We start from the raw sequence: 25,072 nt of genomic DNA, 5'->3' as shown, positions 1-25,072 counted from the left end.
ACTGGAGGAGCATCCGTAAGTGTCATGACCCTTCCAACGTAGCCATTGAATGGCTGAGGGTAGTCAACTAGGGCTTGCCAAGCCCCCACTTCAAAAGCCGTTAGGCTTTAAGTGGTGGGTAGTTGACCTTCCCTACACACAAGCGCCCTTGTTGCATCGGCTGCGCAGCGCCTCAATATACGCATACGCCTCTTCGATCTCGTCCTCCGTATAGCGCTGCTTGCTTTTTAACACCGCAATTTTCTCTTTCACTTCGTCTTTCGGCAAATGTTCAAAATAAAGTACGGTGGACACAAGTTCCAAAAAACGGGCATTTTGTCCGTTCATCGCCTGCATGCATTCGGCAAGGCCCGGCATCTCCCAGTCGTAATGGCGCAAAAACTGTTCGCCCGCTTCGGTCAGTGTATAGCGGTATTGCACATAGCCGCTCTTTTTCTCTTTCACTTCATGCAAAAAGCCGAGCGCGCACAGCTCTTCGATGCGGCACATCAACTCTTCCGAATACGGGCCGTAAAAGTGGAAGTCGAACTTCTCATAAAACGGAAAGTCGAGCTTTTTGGCGATGTAAATCATTTTTTGCAGCTTTTTGCGGCCGGCAATTTCCCCGGCGGCCGCCAACGCCTTCATTACTTTCGCATGCTCTGTGAGCACTCTCCGTCATCTCCTAACCCTTTAAAATTTCCATAATCTTTTTCTTCACTGTCCGCTTCGTCGACAAGTCTTCCAGGAAATCAGCGGGGAAATAGAGCTTATGGTCGGTGCGCCGCTTGCCGGAAATGGCGTCAACCAACACCGATTCGCGCGACAGCTCGCGCAGCTCCCCGTTTGGCATCAACAAATAAATCGGCAGGCGCTCGCCTTCCTCGCCCGGCCGGTAAAAATCGTACGGCAAGTCGGACGATGAATCGACGACCAAGTAATAGTCTGGATCGATCCCGGCCTTTTTGAACAAGCCGGTCAGCTCGATCAGCTTTGCCATTTGCTCGTTTGTCGGATGGAACTCCGTATATTTGAACAGGCGGCGGTGGACAAACCGCCGGCATAAGTCGCTTAAAATCGGATCCCGCTCGTATTGCCATTGCTGGAAGTAAAACAGGATGATCGCTTCATCGAGCGCCAAATAGTCGCCGAGCGTTACATGGCCGGCAAAAAACGATAAAAAATGGGTTGGCTTCGTCGCAAACGTATACCCGTCCTCGTACAGCTTTTTCGCCCGATGCAAAATTTTCGTTAAAATGACTTCCGCACTGCGCGTCACAGGATGGAAATACACTTGCCAATACATTTGGTAGCGGCTCATAATGTAATCCTCGACCGCATGCATGCCGCTTCGTTTGATGACGACTTGGTCTTCGCGCGGGCGCATGACGCGCAAAATGCGCTCCATGTCAAAATAGCCGTAGCTGACGCCGGTGTAGTAGGCATCGCGCAGCAAATAATCCATCCGGTCGGCGTCAATTTGGCTCGAAATGAGGCTCACCACAAGCTTGTTCGGGTACGTTTTGGCGATCACTTCCGCCACTTTTTGCGGAAAATCGTCGCCCACTTCGCGCAAGGCGGCGTTCACTTCTGTATCGCCTAAAATGATTGCCTGTGTAAAATCTTCGTGGTCGAGGCGAAACACCTTTTCAAATGAATGGGAAAACGGGCCGTGCCCTAAATCGTGCAAGAGCGCCGCGCATAGGCAAAGAAGGCGCTCGTTATGATCCCAATGGTCGCGGCCGACGAACACATCGTCGATGATGCGGCGAATGATCTCATATACGCCAAGCGAATGGTTGAATCGGCTGTGCTCGGCGCCGTGAAACGTCAAATATGTCGTGCCGAGCTGCTTGATGCGGCGCAGGCGCTGAAACTCTTTTGTGCCGATCAAATCCCAGATGACTTTGTCGCGAACATGTATGTATCGGTGCACCGGATCTTTAAACACTTTTTCTTCGTCAAGCTGCCCGCCGGAATACATCGCATCCTCCTCTTCCGTCTCCAACATACATCTATTATACGCCGTTTCTTTTGGCAAAGAAATAGTTGACTTTTTTCTCCGTCTTTCTCCATTATTGACGGAAAAAACAAAAAATCACCTTCTTTCGGCAAAGAAGGTGATTCGTCACCGTTTTTTCAGCTTTTCAGCCACTTTTTCAATCAGCTCATCCTCCGTCAGCGCTGCCACCGGGCGGTTGTTGACGAAGGCGAACGTTTTTTTCCGCCCCGGACCGCAATACGACTGGCAGCCGATTTTAATGACCGCATCCGGATCAAGCTTTTTCAAGCGCGGAATCAATGTTTTTAAATTCGGCGCCTTGCAGTCGTCGCAAACGCGAAACTCATTCGCCATCACTCGTCATCCCTTTCCGCAGCGTTTGCTTTGTGTATTCTACCGCTTTTGCCGGAAAATTGCAAGTTGGCATGCTTTCACCCTTGTAATTTGCCAATCCCATAAACTTGCAACGTATAATTTTTTTCCTTTTGGTCCACCCTTTTACTAGCATGGGAAAAAGGAGTGGAGAACAGTGAAACAACGGCAAGACGCTTGGACGGAAGAAGACGATTTATTGTTGGCAGAGACCGTATTGCGCCATGTGCGTGAAGGGAGCACCCAACTCAACGCCTTTGAAGAAGTCGGCGACAAGCTAAATCGGACATCGGCCGCCTGTGGCTTTCGCTGGAATGCCGTCGTCCGCCATCAGTACGAAGAAGCGCTGCAGCTGGCGAAAAAGCAGCGAAAAGAGCGGCTGCGGCTGCTCGCCAAACAAGGCGGCGCGAAAAAGCGGCGTCTGTACGAGCCGCCGATGCCATCACTCGAGGAGCTGGGAGAGGTGATGCAGCTGCCTGCCGTCATCCCATCCTCCCCGCCGCAACAAGTGACGCTGGATCAAGTGATCGCTTTTTTGAAAACGTTCCAATCCCATGAACGGAAACGGGAGACGCTGATCAAAGAAAACGAGCGGCTGCGCCGCGAAATTGAAGAATTAAAGCAAAAAAATAAAGAACTTGAAGAAAAGGTTGCGAAATTAGAAGAAAATTCGTCGACCGTCCAAGAAGATTTTGAGACGCTCGTGAAAATCATCAACCGAGCGCGCAAAATGGTGTTAAAAGAGGAAGAAGAGCGGGGGCTGACCTTCCGTATGGACCCGAACGGCAACTTGGAAAAAATCGCGGAGTAAATAAAATAAGGATGCCCTGTCCATGGCTGCGCCTTGATCGCACTCTCTCCGGTGCGGCCGAGACACGGAGCATCCTTTTTGCCTGCCGGCGGCGTCAGGCGATGAACGCAGGCTCTTGCTGCTGGGCGGACCGCCCCCTTATTCTCCTGCTAGGAGCTCGCCCTTGAGCGCCGTTTCATTCCGCTCGACGATGCGCGCCCAATACTGCTCATACCAATTCCATTCGCCGTTCTCGAGGGCAGACGAATATAGCTCGCCGCCAAACGACTGCAGCGTGCGCCAAAGGGCGACAAGCAGCTCATCGATCGACAACTCGCAGCCGAGAAGCTCAGACAGCGACGCCATGACAGTTGGGACAACATCGGGGTAGGCGAATTTCGTTTTCTCTCCTTGGCGGCCGAGCTCATAAAAACGGCGAATAAGCTCAGCCCGCGCGGCTCCGCTCCCGTTGACGCAAAGGTAGATTTGCACGGCAACGCCGCCGCGCACGCGCCGTTGCGAAATGCCGGCAAACTTTTTGCCGCCAATGCTCAAGTCATAGCTCCCCGGGCAATACGAACCGACGATTTCCCCCGCCTCAACACGGGCGCCGTATGAGGCAAGCATGGCGGCCATGAGCGCATACATCGCCTCATACCCTTGCTCGATGGCAATCGTGTTTTTCGTTTCCGGAAAAATGAGCGAAATATTCAACACCCCGCTGTCAAGGACAACGGCCAACCCGCCGGAATTACGGACGACGACGCGATACCCTTCCTGGCGCAAAAACGAAATGGCCTCATCGATGTACGGAAGCTTCGTATCAGCGGCGCCTAAGACGACGGTATTCTCATGCACCCACGTGCGGACGACCGCATCCGACTGTCCCGCGCCAACCGCGGTGCAGAGCGTATCATCGATCGCAAACGATTGTTTCGCATCAAACAGCGGCCCGAAGTGCGACTGGTCGATCACCCGCCACCTCGGCTGCCGCAACAGTTCATGGCTCATCGCGAGCAACCCCTTACGTTGAACGTTCCGCTCTCATTATACCACATCAAATTGGAACGATTACGGCCAGTGAACTACCCGCCACCTACGCTTCGCTTAGAGGTGGAGGCTTCAAGCGACTTGTGCGTGTTCGCCGAACGGTAAGCCACACACCAGAACCCTTTACGCTTCCCTTCGTTCCGAAGGTGTCCGTTCTAGCCATATTCTATCCTATTCGTTGGCTAACGCCAACCGACATTCATCTCCCACCTACTCACTGGGTTACACCCTTCGCGTTCCTTGAGATGGAAGACTTCTTTCGGAAATCCGTTAAAAAAGAAAGCGGCTAAACAGCAACCAGCCGCCTTCTTTGACACGAATCCATGCCTGAAACAAGAGATCGCCCATTCTTTGGCAAAACGAACCGGTTCCGACTCCTCTTGCTCAGTTCGCCGCCTCTTTACTCCCCAAGCGACTGCGCCGCGGTGATGAGCGCGAGCTTGTAGACGTCTTCGGCGCTGCATCCGCGCGATAGGTCGTTCACCGGCTTGTTCAGCCCTTGCAAAATCGGGCCGACCGCTTCAAAGCCGCCAAGGCGCTGGGCGATTTTGTAACCGATGTTGCCCGCCTCAAGGCTCGGGAAAATAAAGACATTTGCGTCCCCTTGAATGACCGAGTCCGGCGCTTTCTTTTTCGCCACCTCTGGCACAAACGCGGCGTCAAATTGAAACTCACCGTCAAGGATCAGATCCGGCGCCATTTCTTTCGCCAACCGCACCGCCTCAACGACTTTTTCCGTCTCCGGCGACGAGGCCGACCCTTTCGTGGAAAAACTTAACAGCGCTACGCGCGGCGTAAGGCCGAACATTTTGGCCGTCCGGGCGCTCTCGACCGCGATTTCAGCCAAATCTTGACTGTTAGGAGCAATGTTGATGGCGCAATCGGCAAACACATATTTTTCGTCGCCGCGCACCATGATGAACACGCCGGACGTTTTGCCAACGCCTGGCTTCGTTTTAATGATTTGCAAGGCTGGTCGGACCGTATCCGCCGTCGAATGTGCCGCCCCGCTGACGAGGCCGTCGGCCGCTCCCGTATAAACGAGCATCGTACCGAAATAGTTTTCATCGAAAAGCAACTCGCGCGCCGTTTCTTCTGTCACTTTCCCTTTGCGCCGCTCCACAAACGCCGAAACTAGCTCATCAAACCCGCCGTAGCGGCGCGGGTTGACAATCTCCACCCCTTCAAGCGGCAAGCCAAGCGCAGCTGCTTTCACCCTTATCGCTTGCTCATCGCCAAGGACGATCGGCTGAAGCACTTGCTCCGTCGCCAAACGGCTCGCCGCCGTTAAGATGCGGTCATCGGTTCCCTCCGGAAACACGATTTTTCGACCCGTATCGGTTACTTTCGCTTTTAATGCCGTAAATAAATCGGTTGTCACGATTCATGCCTCCTTCACGGTTGGCCCGCCTGTCTCCAGGCATCAGCCTTTCTCTACATTAAGCATACCGCTTCGATACGAAAACGCAACGATCGTAAGCCCTTCCAATCAATAATTCACCTTTTGGAACAATTCAGTATCTTTTGCTTTATGCACGGACACCCGCTTTTTTGGCCAAACTATGATATAGTGGTACTGTACAATTGATTGAATAAAGGAGTGACGATGATGAGCGAAGCGGCCCAAACGTTGGACGGTTGGTATTGTTTGCACGATTTCCGCACGATCGACTGGAGCGCGTGGAAAACACTTCCAAACGAAGAGCGCGAGGCAGCGATCAGTGAGTTTTTAGCGCTTGTCGACCAATGGGAGACGACGGAAAGCGAGAAGCAAGGAAGCCATGCCGTCTACACGATCGTCGGGCAAAAAGCCGATATTTTGTTCATGATTTTGCGGCCGACGCTGGATGAGCTGCATGAAATCGAAACAGCGCTTAACAAAACGAAACTCGCCGACTATTTATTACCTGCGTATTCGTACGTTTCAGTCGTGGAGTTGAGCAACTACTTGGCGTCCGGCAGCGAAGATCCGTACCAAATTCCAGAGGTGCGCCGCCGTTTGTATCCAATTTTGCCGAAAACGAACTACATTTGCTTCTATCCGATGGACAAGCGGCGCCAAGGCAACGACAACTGGTACATGTTGTCGATGGAACAGCGGCGCGAACTCATGCGCGCCCACGGCATGACCGGCCGAAAATACGCCGGCAAAGTGACGCAAATCATCACCGGCTCCGTCGGCTTGGATGATTTTGAATGGGGCGTCACCTTGTTTTCAGATGATGCACTCCAGTTCAAAAAGCTCGTCTATGAAATGCGCTTTGATGAAGTGAGCGCCCGCTTTGGCGAGTTTGGTTCATTTTTCGTCGGCACTCGCTTGTCGGTGGAAAAAGTCCCTTCGTTCTTCCATGTATAAAAAAGAGGGGCCCAAACGCGGCAGGGCCCCTTCACTTATTTTCCTGTTCTTCAAGCAACCGGCGAGCTCCTCCCCCTGAAAGGTCAGCCAAACGAGCGATTTCTTCCGCCGTCATCCCTTTGCACATCATGTTACGGGTCTTTCTTGCGCAACGGGTTTCTCTTTTTGGTCAACCTCCCCTGTTTCTGTCATATCCAGCCCAACTGCCCCATACATATAAATCAGAAATTCCTCCGAGAAATCGCCTGTCTGTCTGTCACCATTTTCCTGTTCCATCAATAGCCTATTACTGTCGAAATTCACAACGACTGAGGTGACGATATGGGTCAGATCGCTCCCTCCATTGTAGCCCACACAGAAGAGGAAGTGAAGTTGTTGGCTCGGCTCATGCGAGCCGAAGCGGAAGGAGACGGGCGGCTTGGGATGCTCATGGTCGGCAACGTCGGCGTCAACCGCGTCATCGCCGACTGCCTTGACTTCCGCGGCATCCGCTCTATCCGGCAAATGGTGTTTCAAAGCCCGGGCGGCTTTGAGGCGGTACAAAAAGGGTACTTTTACCAACGGGCGCGCGAAGTGGATATCGGCCTAGCCCGCCAAGTGCTCCGCGGTTGGCGCTACCACCCAGCGACAAACGCCCTTTGGTTTTTTAAACCACCTGAAGGTCAACCGTGCCCACCGCAATGGTTTGGCCAGTGGAACGTCGGCCGCTACAAATCGCATTGCTTTTTTGCACCGACTCCATCCGACTGCCCACGTGTCTATTCTTAATATTGAGGAGGGTTCTTTATGCCGAACAATCCAGAAAATCAATTTTATCCACTTGATGAGGAGCAACAATCATTTTATTATTCGCCGTTCGGTCAAGAACGGCAACAACCGTATGCATCCTATCCATACGGCTATCCGTATCCGCAGCCGTACTATCCGGCGGCATACCCGTATTATTACCATCCGCAAGCGGCTGCCGCTCCAACGATGACACCGGCGACAGCCGCCGCTCCGACGTTCGGTTTGCAGGCGCCGACGTTTACGGCCCCGACACCGATGCCGACCACCACCGGCCCATCGATTCCAGGGATGCTGCCGATTGAAGAATCGTACATTGAAAACATTTTACGGTTAAACAAAGGAAAAGTCGCCACTATCTATGCGACGTTTGAAAACAACCGTGAGTGGAATGCCAAGGTGTTTCGCGGCGTCATTGAAGCGGCTGGACGTGACCATGTCATTTTAAGCGACCCACAAACAGGCACACGCTATTTGATCCCGATGATTTACCTCGATTACGTCACGTTTGAAGGAGAAATCGCCTACGAATATCCGTTTGCCGGTGCCTCCGCCACGCCGCTCGCCTCCTATTCGCCGCGCTGAGTGCAAGCGCAAAACCGATGTTCGATGAGCAGGCTGCCCCAGGGTAGCCTGCTTTTTTTCATCCGATGCGACGTCCATCACAAGTTGCTGACGCCCAGTTGTCTATCATGGTGGCAAACGAAACAAAAAAGGTGCCTTCTATGATTGGGACGGCGCGTGATTTCCTGTTCGGGGTACACCTTGCCCGCGCTTCGCTTACAGCCATTTCAACGCCGCATAGCCGATCATCACCCAGGCGACCAAAAAAGCGACGCCGCCAAACGGAGTGATCGCGCCAAGCGGCTTAATCTGCGTTACACTTAATACGTACAAGCTCCCGGAAAACAACACGATGCCGGCGAACATCACCCAGCCCGCCGCACCGATCAGCCCGACATTTGGCGCCTTGCCAGCGAGCAATCCGACAACAAGCAGCCCTAATGCGTGGAACATCTGATATTGGACCGCCGTTTTCCAAATCTCCAAATAACGATCCGGAATCTTCCCTTCCAGCCCGTGCGCGCCAAACGCTCCCAATGCGACGGCTAAAAACGCATTGAGCGCGCCGAGAAGGACGAATGTTTTCATAGCTGTTCCGCCTTTCTAATGAAAGATTGTTTTCCCTCATTCATTAATATAATGGGTGGGAATGTTCCCTGACAACAAATTACTAATGAATGTCAGCCACTTCACTCGACAGAACCGGTCAATCGGGAGCGCCACCGGCAAGACCCGCATCCAAGCCGGTGAACCGCTTCTTGTTTTTTGGCGCAAACAAAGGAAAGCGATTCAACGGAGTTCTGTTGATCAACATTCCCCGTGGAGAAGACCGTTTTCCACGGTGTTTCGTTGCCCCCTCAAAAATCCAACAACGACTCCCCGTTCGCCTCATCGTCAATGTCGGGAGAACGTCCTCCGACAGAAACACCCCCAAGCGAAAGCCCGCCAGCAACCGAAATCGGCCCGCCGACGGCAAGCGACTCTGTCGAGACAGACGGAACGGACGGCTGCGGCTGGCCTGTCGTTTCCAGCATCAAATCGCATAAAACGCGAATGGCAGCGACATGTTCACGCATCCGCTGCGGGTCATGGGCCGCCTTTGCCTTGCGCAATTCGTCTTCCATTTTGGCGACAACCGCCGCCAAAGAGATCGTCATGATGTCTTCCCCCTTTCTTCATTCAGCGCGGGCGCCGATGTTCTCGATTTGCCAATCGATCGGTTCGCGTCCGTGCTTGGTTAAAAACGCGTTCGTCCGCGAAAACGGGCGATGGCCGAAAAAGCCGCGCGCGGCGGAAAACGGGCTCGGGTGCGGCGCTTCAATAATCAGATGGCGCGGATTCGTAATCCGTTCTTTTTTCTCTTGCGCGTTCCGGCCCCAAAGCAAAAAGACGACCGGATCGTCTTTTTCGTTGACGAGCTCAATGACGCGGTCGGTGAAATATTCCCACCCTTTGCCGCGATGGGAGTTCGCCTGGCCGCGGCGGACCGTCAGCACCGTGTTTAACAACAGCACCCCTTGCTCGGCCCATTTGACGAGATAGCCGTTATCTGGTATATAGCAGCCGAGGTCGTCATGCAGCTCTTTAAAAATGTTCGCTAAGGACGGCGGCACCGGCACGCCCGGCTTGACGGAAAAACTAAGCCCGTGCGCCTGTCCCGGGCCGTGGTACGGATCTTGCCCGAGCAGCACGACTTTGACGTTTGCATACGGTGTATAATGAAGGGCGTTGAAAATATCGTGCATATCGGGATAGATCGTCCGCGTCCGGTACTCCTCTTTTAAAAACTCGCGCAGCTTTAAGTAGTACGGCTTTTGAAACTCCTCTTCAAGCAGCGGAGCCCAGTCGTTTTTGAGAATCGGCATTGCGAGCAACTCCTTTGCCATCGGCTTTTTCCCTTTTATCATTGTAGCCCAAAAGACACCAGCGTCAAAGCGAAGTGAATGTTCAGATTGAGGCAACCATAGCGAAACCTGTTTCCCCAACAGGAAATGCGCCAATCCCCTGCCGCAGCCAAACCGGAACACGCCGGTCGCGGCAGGCGGAATAGAGGACAAAAATCTCCTTTTTTATTCTCTTCGCCCATTGTTTCCATCTTTCCATCATCATGTCCCCTTTTCATTCGACATTCCCTGTTTCAACAAGTATAAAATATGGGTATAGAAAGCGTAAACGCCAAAGGCCGGACAAGCTAAGCCGTCGGCGCCAACGCAACACCGGGATATCCATCAAACGCACAGTGGGGTGAAAGAAATGGATCAGAAACAATTCCGTCTTGTTCATGACGAACAGCCGGATCGGCACGTTGTATACATAAAAGGCGAACTGGACCTGGCGGCAGCCGAGCAATTTCAACGCACCGTCGAACCGCTCGCCGGCGATGCGTCCAAACCGCTCGTTCTTCGTCTCGAAGATTTAACGTATATTGACAGCACCGGGATCGGCATGTTTGTAGCGCTGTTAAAAACGCGGCATCAACTCGGGGCGCCGTTTGCCATTGAAAACGTGCCGTCGAAAGTGCGGCGTCTGTTCGATTTAACTGGAGTATCCTACTTTTTTTCCGAAATGAACGATGCGTCAGAAAGGATCGGAGGCCAATCATGAAAGAGCACGAAACGATCGTACAGCTGTCGATTCCAGCCGATGCACAGTTTCTTGACATCGTGCGTTTGACGTTATACGGGCTGGCTGCCAAAATGGGATTTTCCTATGAAGAAATCGAAGATATGAAAGTCGCCGTCTCCGAAGCGTGCAACAACGTCGTGCTTCACGCCTACAACGGAAGAAGCGGCGATATTCACCTCCGTTTTGAGATGAGCGCCGATGCGCTTTCCATCGTCATTAAAGATGAGGGAAAAGGGTTTGACTACAAACGGGCGACCAAACAGGCGGCGTCGCTGTCCGGCAAGCCACTCCAAGATGTGAAAGTCGGCGGCCTCGGCCTCTTTTTAATGGAAGCGCTCATGGATGACGTCCGCGTCACGACCAAAGGCGGAACGGAAGTCCGCCTAACGAAATTCCGCCTTCACGGCGAAGGAGAGCATGCCCATGACTGTATATCCCCCTCCTCTGTCCAAGAGCAAGCTTGACGCCCTTATTTCCGCCTATCAACAAACGAAGACGGAAGAAGCGGCGACAGCGTTGCTCGTGCGTTTTGAGCCGCTCATTGCGGCCGCAGCGAAAAAAATGGCGCGCAGCCGCCCTGATTTTTACGAAGACTTGTTTCAAGTCGGCCGGCTGTCGTTTTTGCGCCTTCTTGACCATTACGACCCGAACCAAGGAACAAACTTTGAATCGTATGCGATGAAAAGCTTGATCGGCTATATGAAAAACTATTTGCGCGACAAAGCGTGGTATATCCAAGTGCCGCGCCGGGTGAAAGAGAAAGGAAGCAAAGTGCAGCAAGCCATCGACGAACTGACCGTCAAGCTCGAGCGGTCGCCGAACATAGATGAAATTGCCGCCCATTTAGGCTTATCGGTGGAAGAGACGATCGAGATTTTAGCCGGCCGCGACCATTACCAGGCGATTTCGCTCGACGCCCCGGTGCAAGACGGGGAAAAGGATGCGACGACGATCGGTGAATTCGTCGCGGATGAAGCGAACGAAATCGAGTCGCTGATCGAGCGAATGGATTTAGAGCAGGCGATCGGCAAACTGAGCGAGCAAGAACAAATCGTCATCGACGCCGTCTTCCGCCGCGGCGAGACGCAACGGTCGCTCGCTGAACGGCTTGGCGTCTCGCAAATGACGATCAGCCGCATTCAAAAGCGGGCGATCGAAAAGCTGAAACGGCAGCTGGCCGCTGCCTACCCGTCGTAACAGCCAAAAACGCCGCCGCCGGCCGGCTAGGGCGGCATCAGCGGCGGCGGAGCAACAACAACGTCTGGTCGTCTTTTTGTTCGTATTGGTGGTACGCCTTGATATGCTCGTACAAATCGCGGACGATTTGCGCTGCCGGCTGGTCCAAATTGACGCGGGCAACCATCGAGGCGAGGACGGAAAAATCATCGTCCGCCTCTTCGCCGCGTTTTTCGGTCACCCCATCGGTGTACAGCAGCACAAAATCACCCGGCTCGAGCACTACCGACTTCGTCTCAAACGAAAATTGCGGAAACAACCCGAGCGCGCACCCTTTCGCGTGAAGCGGCACGCATTGTTTCGTTTTCGCCCGGTACCAAAGCGCCGGTTCGTGCCCAGCGCACGCGTACGAGAACGTATGCGTCTTTTCGTTGTAATTGCCGACAAACATCGTGACAAACATCGACGGCTCGGTGTAGTCGTAGGCGAATCGGTTCAGCAGGTCAAGATACACGTGCGGCTGCGTTCCGTAATGAACGGTCCGGTCCAGAATAAATTTCATCAGCGTCATGAGCATCGCCGCTGGAATGCCTTTTCCCGATACATCGGCAATGCCGACGGACACCGATGTTTGATGGACAGCAAAGTGATAAAAATCGCCGCTCAACACTCGGGCAGGGACGCTGAGGACGCTGATGTCGACGTACGAAGGCAAATCCGCCTTCGACGATGTCTGCAAAAGCGCCCGTTGCATATTCGCGGCAAGCGACAGTTCAAAGTCGAGTTGTTCGCGTTCACGCTCAAGCCGCTCTTTCTCTTTTTTCTCCGTCATGTCGCGCAAAACGGCGACAAGCCCTGTCAGCGCACCGTTTTCCATCACCGGCGCCAGCGTGTAGCCGACCGGCAGGCACACGCCGTCATGGCGGCGAAACGGCTCCTCCTCGACGCGAATCACCTCGCCGCTTTTCAGCTGTTTGACAACACGGCGCAGCCGCTTCCAGTCCCACGCGGACCCATCCGGCCCGGCGAGCGAGACAAAGGAAAACAGCGGCTTCCCTTTCGCTTCCTCCGGATCAAGGCCAAGCAAACGGCCCGCTTCCGGGTTCATCCATACGATCCGGCCGTCGCGGTTTAACATCATCAATCCCTCGCCAAGGGCGTTCGCCATCATTTCCAGCTGCTGTTTGTGCTGTTTCAGCTCCACGTACGGTTTTTCGACCGTCTCGACGTACATTGCACGCACGACATACAAAAATCCGGCCATTTCATACAGCTGCCCCCATAGCGCATGGCCGCCGCCAAGCATAAGCAGCCATTGGCCGAGGGCAAACCACCATAACGCCAGCAGCCAGTACAGGAAGGATCGGGAACTCCCTTGCCGCCAACGACGCCATACAAGCAAAGCGGCGCCCGCATCGAGCAAACTGGCAATCCCTTCGCCGGCCTTCCACCAGAGCGGCCAGCGGCTTGTCCCGTCTCCCGGCCAAAGCGGCGCTACCCAATGGATGAATAGCCCAACGACCGCCGCATAAGCAAAAGCGGCGAAAAACGCTTGCCACCGTTGCCCGCTCCTCCGCTCCATCACCTCATCGCGGCGCGAAAACAGAAAAAGAAGCCCCCAGGCAAGCGTCAATCGGGCCGAGAGCGAGAAAGGGGACGCTTCCACACCATCAGATGCAAAAGACAAGACAACATGCAGCGAAAACAACAAGCCTGAGGAGAAAAACAGCGCCCCCATCATCAGCCGCTCCATTGACAACGTATGCGGAAACACAGACCATCCTTGCACGGCGACAAGCCAGCAAACGACCATCACGGCGAGCCCTAAGGCAAGATGAATAGAATGATAGAATCCAGGCGAAACAGGCAACCGGCCGGCCACAAACAGAAGCAAGCCAAACATTCCGGCCGCCAGCACGGCCATCGCGCTGTGCAGACGCACCAGGCGATATCGTTCGTATTCCTTCACCAACGAGGAACCTCCACTCTTCATTCTATATGGCTTATTATACCATACGGCTCCCCGCCAGCGTATATGAACGTCACGGCCGTTTGGTTTGTCCAATAAAAAAGGAGCCTCTCCGGATGAAGAGGCTCCCAAGCCAAGTTTGCAACCATTTCCCGCGCAATACTCGGCCTCCCGATGAACCTCCCCCACTTATGCCTGTAGGCGTTGAAGTGGGGGTTTCTTGCCTTTTTCTTTCCGGGTGTTTCACGATACACCGGGTTTCCCGTGTATCTCGTGACCAAGCACGGAAACACAACAGAAAGAAATAGCAAGCAACATCATGCCAAAGCATGAAGGGTGGGAACTCACCATCTACTACTTCTCGCTTACGCGATCCGTAGATACTTGTGGTTCGTTATTTTCATCGGTCGGAATTCTCCATATAAGTGTTTTGTAAGAATATTGCATGCCGAATGGACATCCCGATGCTGAGAATAACCACAAGCACAAATAAAATTTCTAGAAGAAGGTTTTTTCTTCTTCCCGCAAACAGGACATGTTTGCGTGGTATACGATTCATCCACTTTTTCAAAAGTGATGCCTTTAGCTTCTAGTTTGTATTTCAAATAGTCGTAGAGTTTGCCAAAACACCAGTTCGATAATTTTTGGTTCACCAATTTGGATCGCTTTTTCTTTTTGTTGCGCTGGACGCCTTCGACATCGCCTATCATGAAATGTTTGACGTTTTGTTCCAAACACCAATCGACCAATTGTTTGGTCGTTTTATGCAAGCAGTCTTTTAATTGCGCTTCGCTTTTCGATAAAATATATTGCTTCGCGCGGTTATAGTTCGATACATCCTTTCACCTCCTTACTTATAATATAAAATATGAATAATCGAAAATCTATATAAGTTGAAACTTTGTTTTACATCCAGTAGAGCGCCCGCTGCATTCTATCAAAATGACTTGTTATGAAGGAAAACAGAATCGAACAATCGGAAAATCTTTATTGCAACTTATATATATTCTTTTTTCATCGATTCTCCTATTTTTTTACTTTTTTGATCAAAAGTAAAAAAAAGGACGCCGCGTATCCCCCGCCTACGCTTCGCTTAGAGGCGGGGGACTTGCGGCGTATGGGTTGTTAAAAAAACGCCGGGGTTTCGTCGCTGCCCCGGCGTTCCCGTCATCAAAAAGCGATTTTTTCCTCTAAAAAGGCTTTGAGCTCTCCAATCGGCAGCCGCACTTGTTCCATCGTGTCGCGGTCGCGCACGGTCACTTGGCCGTCTTGTTCAGACTCGAAATCGTATGTGATGCAAAACGGCGTGCCGATTTCATCTTGGCGGCGGTACCGCTTGCCGATCGAGCCGGTTTCGTCATAGTCGACCATGAAATGTTTCGCCAGCTCTTCATAAATGCGGTGCGCCCCGTCCGCGAGCTTTTTCGACAGCGGCAAGACAGCCGCTTTGTACGGCGCAAGCGCCGGATGCAAGTGCATCACCGTTCTCGTCGTGCCGTCTTCCAGCTCTTCTTCGTCATAGGCGTCGATCATAAACGCCAGCGTGACGCGGTCAGCGCCAAGCGACGGCTCAATGCAGTACGGGATGTAGCGCTCGTTCGTTTCTTGGTCGAGATAATGGAAGTCCTCGCCCGAGTATTCCATATGCCGCTTCAAATCGTAATCCGTGCGCGACGCGATGCCCCACAGCTCGCCCCAGCCGAACGGGAAATGGTACTCGATGTCCGTCGTGGCGTTGCTGTAGTGGGACAACTCTTCTTTCGCATGGTCGCGCAGGCGGATGTTATCCTCCTTCATGCCGAGCGACAGCAGCCAGTCCTTGCAAAACTGTTTCCAATAGTCAAACCATTGCAGCTCCTCACCGGGCTTGCAGAAAAACTCGAGCTCCATCTGTTCGAATTCGCGCGTGCGGAACGTGAAGTTGCCCGGCGTAATCTCGTTGCGGAAGCTTTTGCCGATTTGCGCGATGCCAAACGGCAATTTTTTGCGCATCGTGCGCTGGACGTTTTTGAAGTTGACGAAAATGCCTTGCGCTGTCTCTGGACGCAAATAAATTTCGTTGGCGCTCGACTCGGTGACGCCTTGGTACGTTTTAAACATTAAGTTGAACTGGCGCACGTTCGTGAAATCGCGGCTGCCGCATTCCGGGCAGGCGATGTCGTACTCCTTGATGAGTTCATCCATTTTGGCCAGCGGCAACCCGTCAACGATCATCTCGATCCCTTTTTCCTCGAGCGCCTTCTCAATCAGCTTGTCGGCGCGGTGGCGCGCTTTGCACTGTTTGCAGTCGACCATCGGATCGTTGAAGTTGCCTAAGTGACCGGACGCTTCCCACGTTCTCGGGTTCATTAAAATGGCGGCGTCAAGCCCGACGTTGTACGGCGACTCTTGAACGAATTTTTTCCACCACGCCCGTTTGATGTTGTTTTTCAGCTCAACGCCAAGCGGGCCGTAATCCCACGTGTTCGCCAGCCCGCCGTAAATTTCCGACCCCGGAAACACGAAGCCACGATGCTTGGCGTGGGCAACGATTTCTTCCATTGTCACAGCCATCTGTTCATCCTCCTCCATTCATCATTTGTTACCATGAAAAACGCCCTCGCCCCTAGGCCTTGTGCCTAGGGACGAGAGCGTAGCTCCCGCGGTTCCACCCTAGTTGATGCGCCAAACGCGCACCCACTTTCGTCATATTCGCTCCGGACTGCCGTTTCATTAACCGTCTTCACCGGGCTCCCACCGCCCCCGGCTCGCTTCGGAAGAGAGGGTTAACTACTATTGATCCGTCATCGCGATCCATATATGATTTTGTCCACTATCATAGCAAACCAGAAAGACCTATGTCAATGGTCGCTCGCATTTTTTTGCGCCCAAAACCGCGACACGACGGGCTTCCCGTCCCAGAGGACTTCGCTTTTCGCCCGGCGCTTCGCGACTTCCGGCTCGTCAAGCAAGAGCCAAAAATTTTTCATCGGCAAGTCCCCAAGCCCATGCTTCTCACACAGCCGCCGCAAATATTGGCGCCGCTTGTCGTTCATATGTCGCGACACGTTGTCGCCGTCCGGGCTGAACGCGTACAACACGGTCGCCGCCGCAACACGGGTGACGCGGCATACAGAGGCGGCCCGCAAAAAGAAGTCCCAGTCCCAATAATGGTGGACAGTCGTGTCAAAGCAGCCGATCTCGTCATGGAGCGATTTTCGATACACGCTTCCAGACGGGACGTACGTCGAAAACGTCCGCATCGCTTCCAAATCATACTCATAGGCAAATAAAAAACGGGCGGATGGGACGCGCTGATCGTTTTCCACCCGATACTGGACAATTTCCGCATCGGCATAGGCGAAGTCCGCATGCTCGAGCGCTGCGACCATCCGCTTGAGATGGCATGGCAACACTAAGTCGTCGTCGTCGCAAAGCATGATGAATTCGCCGCGCGCCGCTTGGACGCCTGCGTTGCGGGCCGCGACATGTCCTTCGTTGTCGCGGCGGTCGATGAGACGGATGTCAAGCTCCGGGTACAAGGCGACGACATCATGAACCGGGACACCCCCGTCGTTGACGATAATGACCTCAAACGGCTTGTACGTCTGCCGGCTTAACGACTCGAGCAGCTCGGCAAGCGGATACGGGCGATTGTACGTCGGAATAACGACAGACACGGACGGACGCAAGATTGATTCACCGCCTCTCGCACTGGCTTTCCCCCTTGGCGTCCGCGGGCGTCGATGCGCACACCCACCAAAAGCTTGGCCAATCAAAAAAGGGGCTTACCCTTAAGGTACCGCCCCTGCCGTTTGTTTGTCAATTTCGGCGTGCCTCCCCTAACGAGCGCCACGAACCAAAGCCCGCAACTCTCATGAGAGATCTGTCTTAGAGAATGTCCCTTACAACGATTTTCCTCATGCAAGCTCCTGCTGCTTCGTCTCGCTGCCCAACACCGCGACCGCCAAAACGGCGACAAGGACCGATAGACAAAACAGCGTGAAAATGGCCGTCACCGACACCCCTTGGGCGACAAGCGAGCCGACCAACAGTGGGCCAAAAATGCCGCCGATGCGGCCAAACGCCGCCGCCATGCCGGCGCCGGTCGCACGAATCGATGTCGGATACTGCTCCGGCGTATACGCATACAGCGCTCCCCAGGCGCCGAGGTTGAAAAACGACAAGAAAATGCCGGATGCCATCAGCCCAACGAGCGACTCGGCCGTGCCGAAAAAGTAAGCGCTCAATGCTGTGCCAAGCAAGTACGTGACCAAGACAAATTTCCGCCCCGCCCGCTCGATCAGCCATGCGGCGCTGAAATAACCCGGCAGCTGCGCTAGCGTCATGATAAGCACGTACTCAAAACTTTTAATCAAGCTGAACCCTTTTATGACCATGACGCTCGGCAGCCATAAAAACATGCCGTAATACGAAAAGACGACGCAAAACCAAAGCAACCAAAGCATAACCGTCTCTTTCCGATGGGGAGCGGACCATACTTTGACGATATTGCTCCACACCGTCTCCTCTTTTTGCGCGGCCGCAAACCGCGGCGAATCGGGCAGGCGGAGGCGCAAATAGATCGCATACAGCGCCGGGATCGCCGCCAGCCATAACGCCGTCCGCCAGCCGTAAGCCGGAATGACAAAATAGGAAATGAGCGCCGCCAGCAGCCAGCCGCCGGCCCAAAAGCTTTCAAGCAGCACGACAGCCCGGCCGCGATCCTTAGCTGGCACCGCTTCTGAGACGAGCGTTGACGCAACCGGCAGCTCGCCGCCAAGCCCCATGCCGATCAAAAAGCGAAGCGCCAAAAACGCCGCCAACGTCGTCGTCAGCGCCGACAGCCCACTGCCAAGCGAGAACAGCAACAATGTGAAAATAAAAACGTTTTTCCGCCCGATCCGGTCCGCAAGCAATCCGAACACGAGCGCCCCGACCGCCATGCCGATCGAGTTGACGCTGCCGATCCAGCCGACTTGGCTGGCCGTCAAATTCCAGTCTTTTTGCAAGGCGGCCATCAAAAACGACAGCATCCCGACGTCCATGGCGTCAAACAGCCAACCGAGACCGGCGATGCCTAACAGCTTGCGCTGGGAAATCGCGGTTTGGTTCATGTGTATCCTCCTGTCATTATCAATGTAAAGACATATTTATTATAAAAGAAAATCATTGGCCTGTGCACTATACGGTTGATAATTTTTGCGAAAAATCAGCTCGAAGCCTTGAATAACAGGATCAAACACCAACATCGCGATCCAGCCATCGTTCCATGGTTGGAACAAAAAGTTCGGCTAAAATCAGCTGCCATGCTTTTCATGATAGGCGCCAGTACAACCTTTTGGCAAAGCATCAAATCCTTTCTTCGTTCCCTCGTTCATGATGTTGATTTCGACCTCACATTTCGCACCCTTCCGACGAAAATCGGGAGGATTTTTTCGTTCCGATGTCGAATGAATCCTTGACACACAAGGAAAGTGAAGGAGTTTTTCTCTCATGGATGTGCAAGTCGAATCGGTCTATCGCAATTCTTATTTGAATATCATAAGTGCTCTATTCAAAAAACTGGGTTTCCCCCAATCGATTGACCATCTCGTTCCCGTCGATCCGCAGTGCCAGACTCGAGTCAACGATGCCGTTCAAGCCATTCTCTACAATGTGTTTGACGGCCGGCAAGCCCTCGTTCACTTGGAACAATGGGGGCACACGATCGACCTGGAGAAACTCATCCGTTCCGGGCTCCATCCTTCCCAGTTGAATGACGATGCGTTGACCCGTCATCTCGATCGTCTGTATGAGGCCGGCATTTACCGCGTCTTTCAGCGCCGGGTGCGTCCGTTCATGACTCCCGAACACCCGTTGAAGGGTCCTGGAGGCCGCAAGCTGACCCGTCCGACGGGACAGGCGATTTTTCAGCTGTTTCCATACGTGAACGTCGTCCTGTTCAAGCTGCCGGATGGACGCATCCAACGCTCACTGGATCGCTCCCTCACCCCGGATCAGCGAAGGATTCTGCAGGGATTGGGCATGGATGAGAGCATTTACGTGTAACGTGATACGGAACGACCAGATATGGTAAAAAAAGGATTTCCATCACTCGTTGTGTTGGTCGGAAAGTTATTCTAAAAAACGAAATAAAAAATCCTTTCTTTCAACCCTGTTAGGGTGCGAAATGTGAGTACTAATATGGGTTATATGAACTTTTTGTGAACGACAAATTGCGACATACTTTTACTTTTTTAACCTTTTATAGTATTCATTGAAATAAATAAACCGATAAAAGGGAGGGGGAATTTATGAAGCTGTCTATGAAGTTGTTCAAAAGAATTTTATCTCCTGTTTTAGCTCTGTCTGTTTTGGCGGTAGCAGTACCTACTTCTGTTTTTGCCGCAGAGACAAACACGGTGTCACAACTCACCCCTTCTGTGGCGAAGGTCAACACAGTGTCGCCAAAGGTAGAAACACAGGGTATCAAAACTGCAGCTCTCAAGAAAGCGGTATTGACGTTAGCAGACATGCTGGAATCGCAAGCCATTAAAAAATTGCTCGACTTTGTTGAGGACTACGGCAGTAAAAAGGTAGCAGATACTATCAGGGAATATGCCGATAATATTGCTGATACCTTGCGGACCATAGCTTCTTGGAAAGACCTTTCTATCCAAATCATTCAAGATCAAGTTAGCGGGGCGTTATATGATCTGGGAGTACCACTGAGTACAGCGAGACAGGTTGGTTGGGTCATTTCAAAATTCGTAGACTGGGTATTACTATAGTACAAGGAGGGTGCTATGAACGAGGAAAGAATCAAGGATCTTGAAGCAAAATTGAGTCTAGCCACCGACGCAATTACGTTACTCTTAGATATGGTGAACAAGGAGCACAAAAGCTTTGCGATTCTGGCCTTAGCCACTGGCTTTACTGCCGACGAGTTGGAACGCCTGGAAAAGCTGTTTTATCACGCTGGCAAATCACAGTGGGACAAGGACACATTTGTGGCAGAGTTCGAGAAGCAGCTTCCCAAAAGAAGTGCAATGTTGAGAAGCATTTTGGAAGGGCTAAAGTCAGATGGAAAGTTCGTATCGTTATGCGAGAAGTATTTGGATTGACAGAAAAAACCCGCCCATGTCGAGGCGGGTTTATTTTTCTTCAAAACATCCAAATCTTCACCAAACGATTCTGTCAATGTCAAGAGAGTATGGAGATCGCGAAACTCAAAAACCTGTCGCTACTGGCCAGCATGACCGGCGACGTTGAGTGGCAGCATGAGTTGTGCGCGAGGCTGGAGAAGTTGTCGGGATGAAAAAGGAGCCCTTCTCGCTTGATATTATCCCTCTAGTGTAGACAGTTGGGAAAATGCCCATACTGTCATGAAAAACACTGGAGGGATTTGTTTATGTTCGAGACCAAGCAAACACCGAAAGGGAAGACCACCTATTCCGTGGAGTTTAAATGGAGGGCTGTCCAGATGTACATCGAAGAAGGATGGGGATATAAGCGGATATGCCAAGAGTTATAGGGATTCCCTGCACGAAAACGATCAGACTTTGGGTAAAACGTTATCATGAACATGGTCGAAAAGGGCTCGAAGAACGGCGCGGGACATCCAAGTCTCCATTCAAGGGAAGACCCCGAAAAAAAGAGTGCAGTTTAGAGGAAGAGAATCGAAGACTGAAAGCTGAGGCGGAGGCGCAAATAGATCGCATACAGCGCTGGAATCGCCGCCAGCCATAACGCCGTCCGCCATCCGTAAGCTGGTATGACGAAATACGAGATGAGCGCCGCCAACAGCCAACCGCCAGCCCAAAAGCTTTCAAGCAGCACGACAACCCGGCCGCGGTCGGCAGCCGGCACCGCCTCCGAAACGAGCGTTGACGCGACCGGCAGCTCGCCGCCAAGCCCCATGCCGATCAAAAAGCGGAGCGCCAAAAACGCCGCCAACGTCGTTGTCAGCGCCGACAGCCCGCTGCCGATCGAGAACAGCAACAATGTGAAAATAAAAACGTTTTTCCGCCCGATCCGGTCGGCGAGCAGCCCGAACACGAGCGCCCCGACCGCCATGCCGATCGAGTTGACGCTGCCGATCCAGCCGACTTGGCTGGCCGTCAAATTCCAGTCTTTTTGCAAGGCCGCCATCAAAAACGACAGCATCCCGACGTCCATGGCGTCAAACAGCCAACCGAGACCGGCGATGCCTAACAGCTTGCGCTGGGAAATCGCGGTTTGGTTCATGTGTATCCCCCTGTCATTATCGATGTAAAGACATCGTCTACTGTTCATTATAGAGGGGGACGGAAGTAAATTCAATCCCGTATTGCTCATTGTCTCACAAAAGGAACTACAACAGTAATAAACAAGCCGCCGAAAAGCGATTGCTCTCGGCAGCTTTGCTCGTGCCAATCCGTCTTATAATTCCCATTTCTCGATGTCCATCTGAAGATGCCCATGAGCACCAAAGAAAATCGTTTGGTCGTCCGGATACGGAAAAAACCGCGCAGTGAACGTCTCTTCGCCATCATTGACGAACAGTTCGATCGATGACGTATCAAGGAAAACATGAAGCGAACGAAGACGTGGCAATCGACATTGCCGCTTCTCCGTCAGCCCATTCACAAAACTTTTTCGTTCAAGCGTCAATACCCCTTCGTCACTATTGTAAACAAGGCGGGCCGCATGGCGAAAGTAAATTTCCATCATGCTTCCGAACAGTTCGATATTGTCGAGGCGAAGTTCGATCGCATCTCCCTCGAGTCCCGGCCATGACCTCAGCTCATTCACCACAGTGGCGCTTGGATATGCTACTTTTTGTTTGCGCAACTGTTTCAGCTCTTCCACTGGCGTCTGTCTCAGCTTGCCGCCAGTGAGGCGAAGTTCGCGCGGCAAGGTGAGCGCGTGCACCCAGCGGTGGCTCACTGTCGGCTGGCGGTCTTCATTCTGATCCGGCACACCCATCCAGCCGATGAGGATGCGCCGCCCGTTCCGGTCAAGCATCGTTTGCGGGGCGTAAAATTCAAAGCCGCGATCAAGCTCCTCAAACGTCCCGTGAAGGAATTCGGTCCGTTCGTAGTCGAAGCGGCCGACAAAATAACCTGACTGGTAGACGTTTTGGTAGCGCATGCCGTCCGGTTTTAATCCTTGCGGGCAGACGATGAGTACGTCTTGCCCATCTAATGGAAACAAGTCTGGGCATTCCCACATATAGCCAAACGGACCAAGCCCGTTCATGTTGCCGCCAGCAATTGGACCAAGATGCTCCCAATGACAAAGATCAGCGGAACGAAACAGCACCGCTTTTCCATCGCCGCTTTCGCTTTGCGCCCCCAGGATCATATACCAATGGCCCTGATACCGCCATACTTTCGGATCGCGGAAATGGGCCGTATATCCGTCCGGAAGTGTAATGACGACGCCTTTTTTTGTAAAATGAATGCCATCTTCCGATACGGCCATGCATTGGTACGTTTGGCGGTTTCCTTGTTCATCTTTCACATTGCCAGTGTAAAACAGCACGAGTTTTCCATCGCAACTAATCGCACTGCCGGAATAGCAACCATCTTTGTCATACCATTCGCTTGGCGCTAACGCAATCGGCGCTGCTTGCCAATGAACCAAGTCTGGGGATGTATAATGCCCCCAGAACTTGGCGCCATGGCCGGTGCGAAACGGCATCCATTGGTAGAAGACGTGATACGTTCCGTGCCAGTCGATCAGCCCGTTTGGATCGTTCATCAACCCGACAGGAGGCATGAGATGGTAGCGAAGCCGATACCGGTCACGATTGACAAGAGTCTCATATTTTTCGACTTCAGCGTATGCTTGTTCAATAAGTTTCTGTTCCCGTTCGGATTTCATCCGCTTGTCCCCTCACTCTTCTTCTTCACGGAACTTTAGAAGGAATGTCGCCACAAACGCTGAAACGACGGCAATGGCAAAACCGATTAAGTAGTGCATTAAGTTCGTGAGCCCTTCCGGCGCAACGATGGCGATCATCGGGATGCCGGTCAACCCGTAGGCATTAGCTACTACATTCGTAAATACGACGTACGCTCCGCCGAGCGCGCCGCCAATGGCCGCAGCGATAAACGGCTTCCGGTATTTTAAGTTCACCCCGAAAATGACTGGCTCGGTAATGCCTAAAAAAGCTGACAAGGCCGCCGGTAACGCAATCTCTTTTGTTTTTGTCCGCTTCGATTTGACAAATACAGCCAAACCGGCGCCGCCTTGGGCGACGTTGGCCATCGACCAAATTGGCAGTAAATAGTTGACCCCAAGTTTCGCCAACAAGTTCGCTTCAATGGCATGAAAGCTATGATGCACACCAGTAATGACGATCATCGAGTACAATCCACCAAAGATAAGGCCAGCTAACGCACCGCCATAATGGTAAACAAAGTTCAACACCGTCGTAATCCCATCGCCAAGCAAATTGCCGAGCGGACCAATGGCCAAAATCGTAATAAATCCCGTCAAAATGACGGTCACAAATGGAACAACAAGCAAACTGACCGCATGAGGAACAACTTTTCGCAATCCACGCTCCACTTTGCTCATCACATACGTCGCCAGCAAAATCGGCACGACCGTCCCTTGATACCCGACCATAGCGATATCAAAGCCAAGAAAATGCATATAGTTTGGCTTGGCCTCGGCCAATCCCCACGGGTTTAATAGCGCCGGGTGAGTCATAATACCGCCGATGACCGCCCCTAAAAACGGCGTGCCGCCAAATTCTTTCGCCGCGCTAAAGCCGATTAAAATCGGCAAAATAATAAACGCCGCACTCGAAAACATATCAAGCAAAATATACAGCGGGCTGTCTGCCGCCACCCATTTGAACGCCTTCATCATCCCAAGCAAACCCATTAACAAACCGCTCGCGACAATGGCTGGGATGATTGGGACAAAAATGTTTGACAACGTCTTCGCAAAGCGGGCGAGCGGATTCATTTTTTGCTTGATGGCTTCTTGATGGGCATCAGCATCACCTTGCTGTATCCCTGCTTCCCGGACAAACGCTTCATACACTTTATTCACCACGCCGGTGCCAAAAATAATTTGAAACTGTCCGGAGCTGGAAAACGCCCCTTTAACCCCTTCAATGTTTTCAATGTCTTTCGCCTCGGCCTTTTTGTCATCTTTTAAGACGAGGCGAAGCCGTGTCGCGCAATGAGTTACACTAATGATGTTTTCTTTCCCGCCAAGGAGCGGGATGAGTTGTTTAGCAATGTGTTCATAATTCATCGGTGAACTCCTCTCCTTCTGAATGATGGTGAAATGAAAAACAAAAAAGACCTAAAACATACAAAGGGCGATCTAGCGGCATGACTCACTTGCCGTTCCCTTCATACGTTTTAGGTCTTGCCTGCTCGAAGCAGTTACAATCCCGCAATATTTCGTTGTCTGTTTTGCATTATACGGCAACTTGCT

25 protein-coding genes and 2 pseudogenes are annotated in these 25,072 nt (G+C 52.5%); 11 read left to right on the top strand and 16 right to left on the bottom strand.

Annotated features, from left to right (window positions below; genetic code table 11):
• Positions 1–132 precede the first annotated feature (132 nt).
• The 3 genes from ETC02_RS11540 to ETC02_RS11530 all read right to left on the bottom strand — a co-directional run bounded on the left by ETC02_RS11540 (position 133) and on the right by ETC02_RS11530 (position 2,335).
• The gene (locus tag ETC02_RS11540; protein WP_050367993.1) at positions 133–651 is read right to left on the bottom strand and encodes a YwgA family protein; all 519 of its coding nucleotides are present in this window, start codon (positions 649–651) and stop codon (positions 133–135) included.
• A gap of 13 nt (positions 652–664) precedes the next feature.
• Positions 665–1,963 (bottom strand): HD domain-containing protein, encoded by a 1,299-nt coding sequence (locus ETC02_RS11535; protein WP_050368735.1) that lies wholly within the window; start codon positions 1,961–1,963, stop codon positions 665–667.
• A gap of 144 nt (positions 1,964–2,107) precedes the next feature.
• Positions 2,108–2,335 (bottom strand): YuzB family protein, encoded by a 228-nt coding sequence (locus ETC02_RS11530; protein ID WP_025948348.1) that lies wholly within the window; start codon positions 2,333–2,335, stop codon positions 2,108–2,110.
• Positions 2,336–2,510: 175 nt separating this feature from the next.
• Between ETC02_RS11530 and ETC02_RS11525 the strand changes: the two genes are divergently transcribed.
• Positions 2,511–3,164, top strand: coding sequence for an RsfA family transcriptional regulator (locus ETC02_RS11525; protein ID WP_015376083.1), 654 nt, complete (start codon positions 2,511–2,513; stop codon positions 3,162–3,164).
• Positions 3,165–3,302: 138 nt separating this feature from the next.
• On the opposite strand, the gene lipL is transcribed toward ETC02_RS11525, so the two are convergent.
• Both lipL and pta read right to left on the bottom strand, forming a co-directional pair.
• Entirely contained in the window at positions 3,303–4,154 is an 852-nt protein-coding gene (lipL, locus tag ETC02_RS11520) for an octanoyl-[GcvH]:protein N-octanoyltransferase (RefSeq protein WP_050367994.1), read from the bottom strand.
• Between the two features lie 439 nt (positions 4,155–4,593).
• The gene (gene pta, locus ETC02_RS11515; RefSeq protein ID WP_050367995.1) at positions 4,594–5,574 is read right to left on the bottom strand and encodes a phosphate acetyltransferase; all 981 of its coding nucleotides are present in this window, start codon (positions 5,572–5,574) and stop codon (positions 4,594–4,596) included.
• Positions 5,575–5,802: 228 nt separating this feature from the next.
• Here pta and hemQ point away from each other — a divergent pair, with 228 nt between their 5' ends.
• From hemQ to gerQ, 3 genes are all read left to right on the top strand, one after another.
• Entirely contained in the window at positions 5,803–6,549 is a 747-nt protein-coding gene (hemQ, locus tag ETC02_RS11510) for a hydrogen peroxide-dependent heme synthase (RefSeq protein ID WP_011232883.1), read from the top strand.
• Between the two features lie 321 nt (positions 6,550–6,870).
• Positions 6,871–7,317, top strand: coding sequence for a cell wall hydrolase (locus tag ETC02_RS11505; protein WP_011232884.1), 447 nt, complete (start codon positions 6,871–6,873; stop codon positions 7,315–7,317).
• An 18-nt stretch (positions 7,318–7,335) separates the two neighbouring features.
• Entirely contained in the window at positions 7,336–7,920 is a 585-nt protein-coding gene (gene gerQ / locus ETC02_RS11500; protein ID WP_171698282.1) for a spore coat protein GerQ, read from the top strand.
• Positions 7,921–8,115: 195 nt separating this feature from the next.
• Here the strand turns inward: gerQ and ETC02_RS11495 are convergent, their stop codons facing one another.
• From ETC02_RS11495 to ETC02_RS11485, 3 genes are all read right to left on the bottom strand, one after another.
• The gene (locus ETC02_RS11495) at positions 8,116–8,487 is read right to left on the bottom strand and encodes a DUF423 domain-containing protein (RefSeq protein WP_015376087.1); all 372 of its coding nucleotides are present in this window, start codon (positions 8,485–8,487) and stop codon (positions 8,116–8,118) included.
• 269 nt (positions 8,488–8,756) lie between these two features.
• Positions 8,757–9,056, bottom strand: coding sequence for a YwdI family protein (locus ETC02_RS11490; protein ID WP_011232887.1), 300 nt, complete (start codon positions 9,054–9,056; stop codon positions 8,757–8,759).
• 18 nt (positions 9,057–9,074) lie between these two features.
• Complete coding sequence (locus ETC02_RS11485; protein ID WP_011232888.1) at positions 9,075–9,764, bottom strand: uracil-DNA glycosylase; 690 nt, start codon at positions 9,762–9,764, stop codon at positions 9,075–9,077.
• A gap of 388 nt (positions 9,765–10,152) precedes the next feature.
• Between ETC02_RS11485 and ETC02_RS11480 the strand changes: the two genes are divergently transcribed.
• The 3 genes from ETC02_RS11480 to ETC02_RS11470 are packed head-to-tail and all read left to right on the top strand — an operon-like array spanning position 10,153 to position 11,721.
• On the top strand, positions 10,153–10,503 hold the full coding sequence (locus ETC02_RS11480) for an STAS domain-containing protein (protein ID WP_050367996.1): 351 nt from the start codon (positions 10,153–10,155) through the stop codon (positions 10,501–10,503).
• Complete coding sequence (gene rsbW / locus ETC02_RS11475) at positions 10,500–10,988, top strand: anti-sigma B factor RsbW (protein ID WP_050367997.1); 489 nt, start codon at positions 10,500–10,502, stop codon at positions 10,986–10,988. The genes ETC02_RS11480 and rsbW overlap by 4 nt, the downstream gene beginning before the upstream one ends.
• The gene (locus ETC02_RS11470) at positions 10,948–11,721 is read left to right on the top strand and encodes a sigma-70 family RNA polymerase sigma factor (protein ID WP_033011024.1); all 774 of its coding nucleotides are present in this window, start codon (positions 10,948–10,950) and stop codon (positions 11,719–11,721) included. Before rsbW ends, ETC02_RS11470 begins: the two co-directional genes overlap by 41 nt.
• 37 nt (positions 11,722–11,758) lie before the next feature.
• Here the strand turns inward: ETC02_RS11470 and ETC02_RS11465 are convergent, their stop codons facing one another.
• From ETC02_RS11465 to ETC02_RS11445, 5 genes and pseudogenes are all read right to left on the bottom strand, one after another.
• Positions 11,759–13,669: a SpoIIE family protein phosphatase gene (locus ETC02_RS11465; protein ID WP_171698283.1), complete on the bottom strand. Its 1,911-nt coding sequence runs from the start codon at positions 13,667–13,669 to the stop codon at positions 11,759–11,761.
• A 365-nt stretch (positions 13,670–14,034) separates the two neighbouring features.
• Positions 14,035–14,478: pseudogene (locus ETC02_RS11460) on the bottom strand (RNA-guided endonuclease TnpB family protein); the annotation flags it as partial.
• 361 nt (positions 14,479–14,839) lie between these two features.
• A complete protein-coding gene (locus ETC02_RS11455; protein ID WP_033004942.1) occupies positions 14,840–16,222 on the bottom strand; it encodes a glycine--tRNA ligase in 1,383 nt (460 codons plus the stop codon).
• Between the two features lie 287 nt (positions 16,223–16,509).
• Positions 16,510–17,340 carry a glycosyltransferase family 2 protein gene (locus ETC02_RS11450; protein ID WP_050367998.1) on the bottom strand — a complete coding sequence of 277 codons (831 nt, stop codon included), beginning with the start codon at positions 17,338–17,340 and terminating at the stop codon, positions 16,510–16,512.
• Positions 17,341–17,568: 228 nt separating this feature from the next.
• Complete coding sequence (locus ETC02_RS11445; RefSeq protein ID WP_050367999.1) at positions 17,569–18,765, bottom strand: MFS transporter; 1,197 nt, start codon at positions 18,763–18,765, stop codon at positions 17,569–17,571.
• A 379-nt stretch (positions 18,766–19,144) separates the two neighbouring features.
• On the opposite strand from ETC02_RS11445, the gene ETC02_RS11440 reads away from it, so the two are divergent.
• From ETC02_RS11440 to ETC02_RS18590, 4 genes are all read left to right on the top strand, one after another.
• A complete protein-coding gene (locus ETC02_RS11440) occupies positions 19,145–19,699 on the top strand; it encodes a DUF4277 domain-containing protein (protein ID WP_080985723.1) in 555 nt (184 codons plus the stop codon).
• A 245-nt stretch (positions 19,700–19,944) separates the two neighbouring features.
• Positions 19,945–20,421, top strand: a complete 477-nt coding sequence (locus ETC02_RS11435; protein ID WP_013146667.1) for a hypothetical protein — start codon at positions 19,945–19,947, stop codon at positions 20,419–20,421.
• A gap of 15 nt (positions 20,422–20,436) precedes the next feature.
• Complete coding sequence (locus ETC02_RS11430; protein ID WP_013146668.1) at positions 20,437–20,754, top strand: hypothetical protein; 318 nt, start codon at positions 20,437–20,439, stop codon at positions 20,752–20,754.
• Positions 20,733–20,948: a DUF7667 family protein gene (locus tag ETC02_RS18590; protein WP_230456207.1), complete on the top strand. Its 216-nt coding sequence runs from the start codon at positions 20,733–20,735 to the stop codon at positions 20,946–20,948. Before ETC02_RS11430 ends, ETC02_RS18590 begins: the two co-directional genes overlap by 22 nt.
• 377 nt (positions 20,949–21,325) lie before the next feature.
• Here the strand turns inward: ETC02_RS18590 and ETC02_RS11425 are convergent.
• The 3 genes and pseudogenes from ETC02_RS11425 to ETC02_RS11415 form a co-directional block, all read right to left on the bottom strand.
• Positions 21,326–21,877: pseudogene (locus tag ETC02_RS11425) on the bottom strand (MFS transporter); the annotation flags it as partial.
• Between the two features lie 174 nt (positions 21,878–22,051).
• Positions 22,052–23,497: a glycoside hydrolase family 32 protein gene (locus tag ETC02_RS11420; RefSeq protein ID WP_050368000.1), complete on the bottom strand. Its 1,446-nt coding sequence runs from the start codon at positions 23,495–23,497 to the stop codon at positions 22,052–22,054.
• A gap of 12 nt (positions 23,498–23,509) precedes the next feature.
• Positions 23,510–24,886, bottom strand: a complete 1,377-nt coding sequence (locus ETC02_RS11415; protein WP_050368001.1) for a sucrose-specific PTS transporter subunit IIBC — start codon at positions 24,884–24,886, stop codon at positions 23,510–23,512.
• Between the last annotated feature and the right edge of the window lie 186 nt (positions 24,887–25,072).

Origin of the sequence: Geobacillus sp. DSP4a (assembly GCF_013096875.1) — a bacterium.
GTDB lineage: Bacteria > Bacillota > Bacilli > Bacillales > Anoxybacillaceae > Geobacillus > Geobacillus thermophilus.
This window is presented reverse-complemented; position numbering and strand designations above follow the sequence as displayed.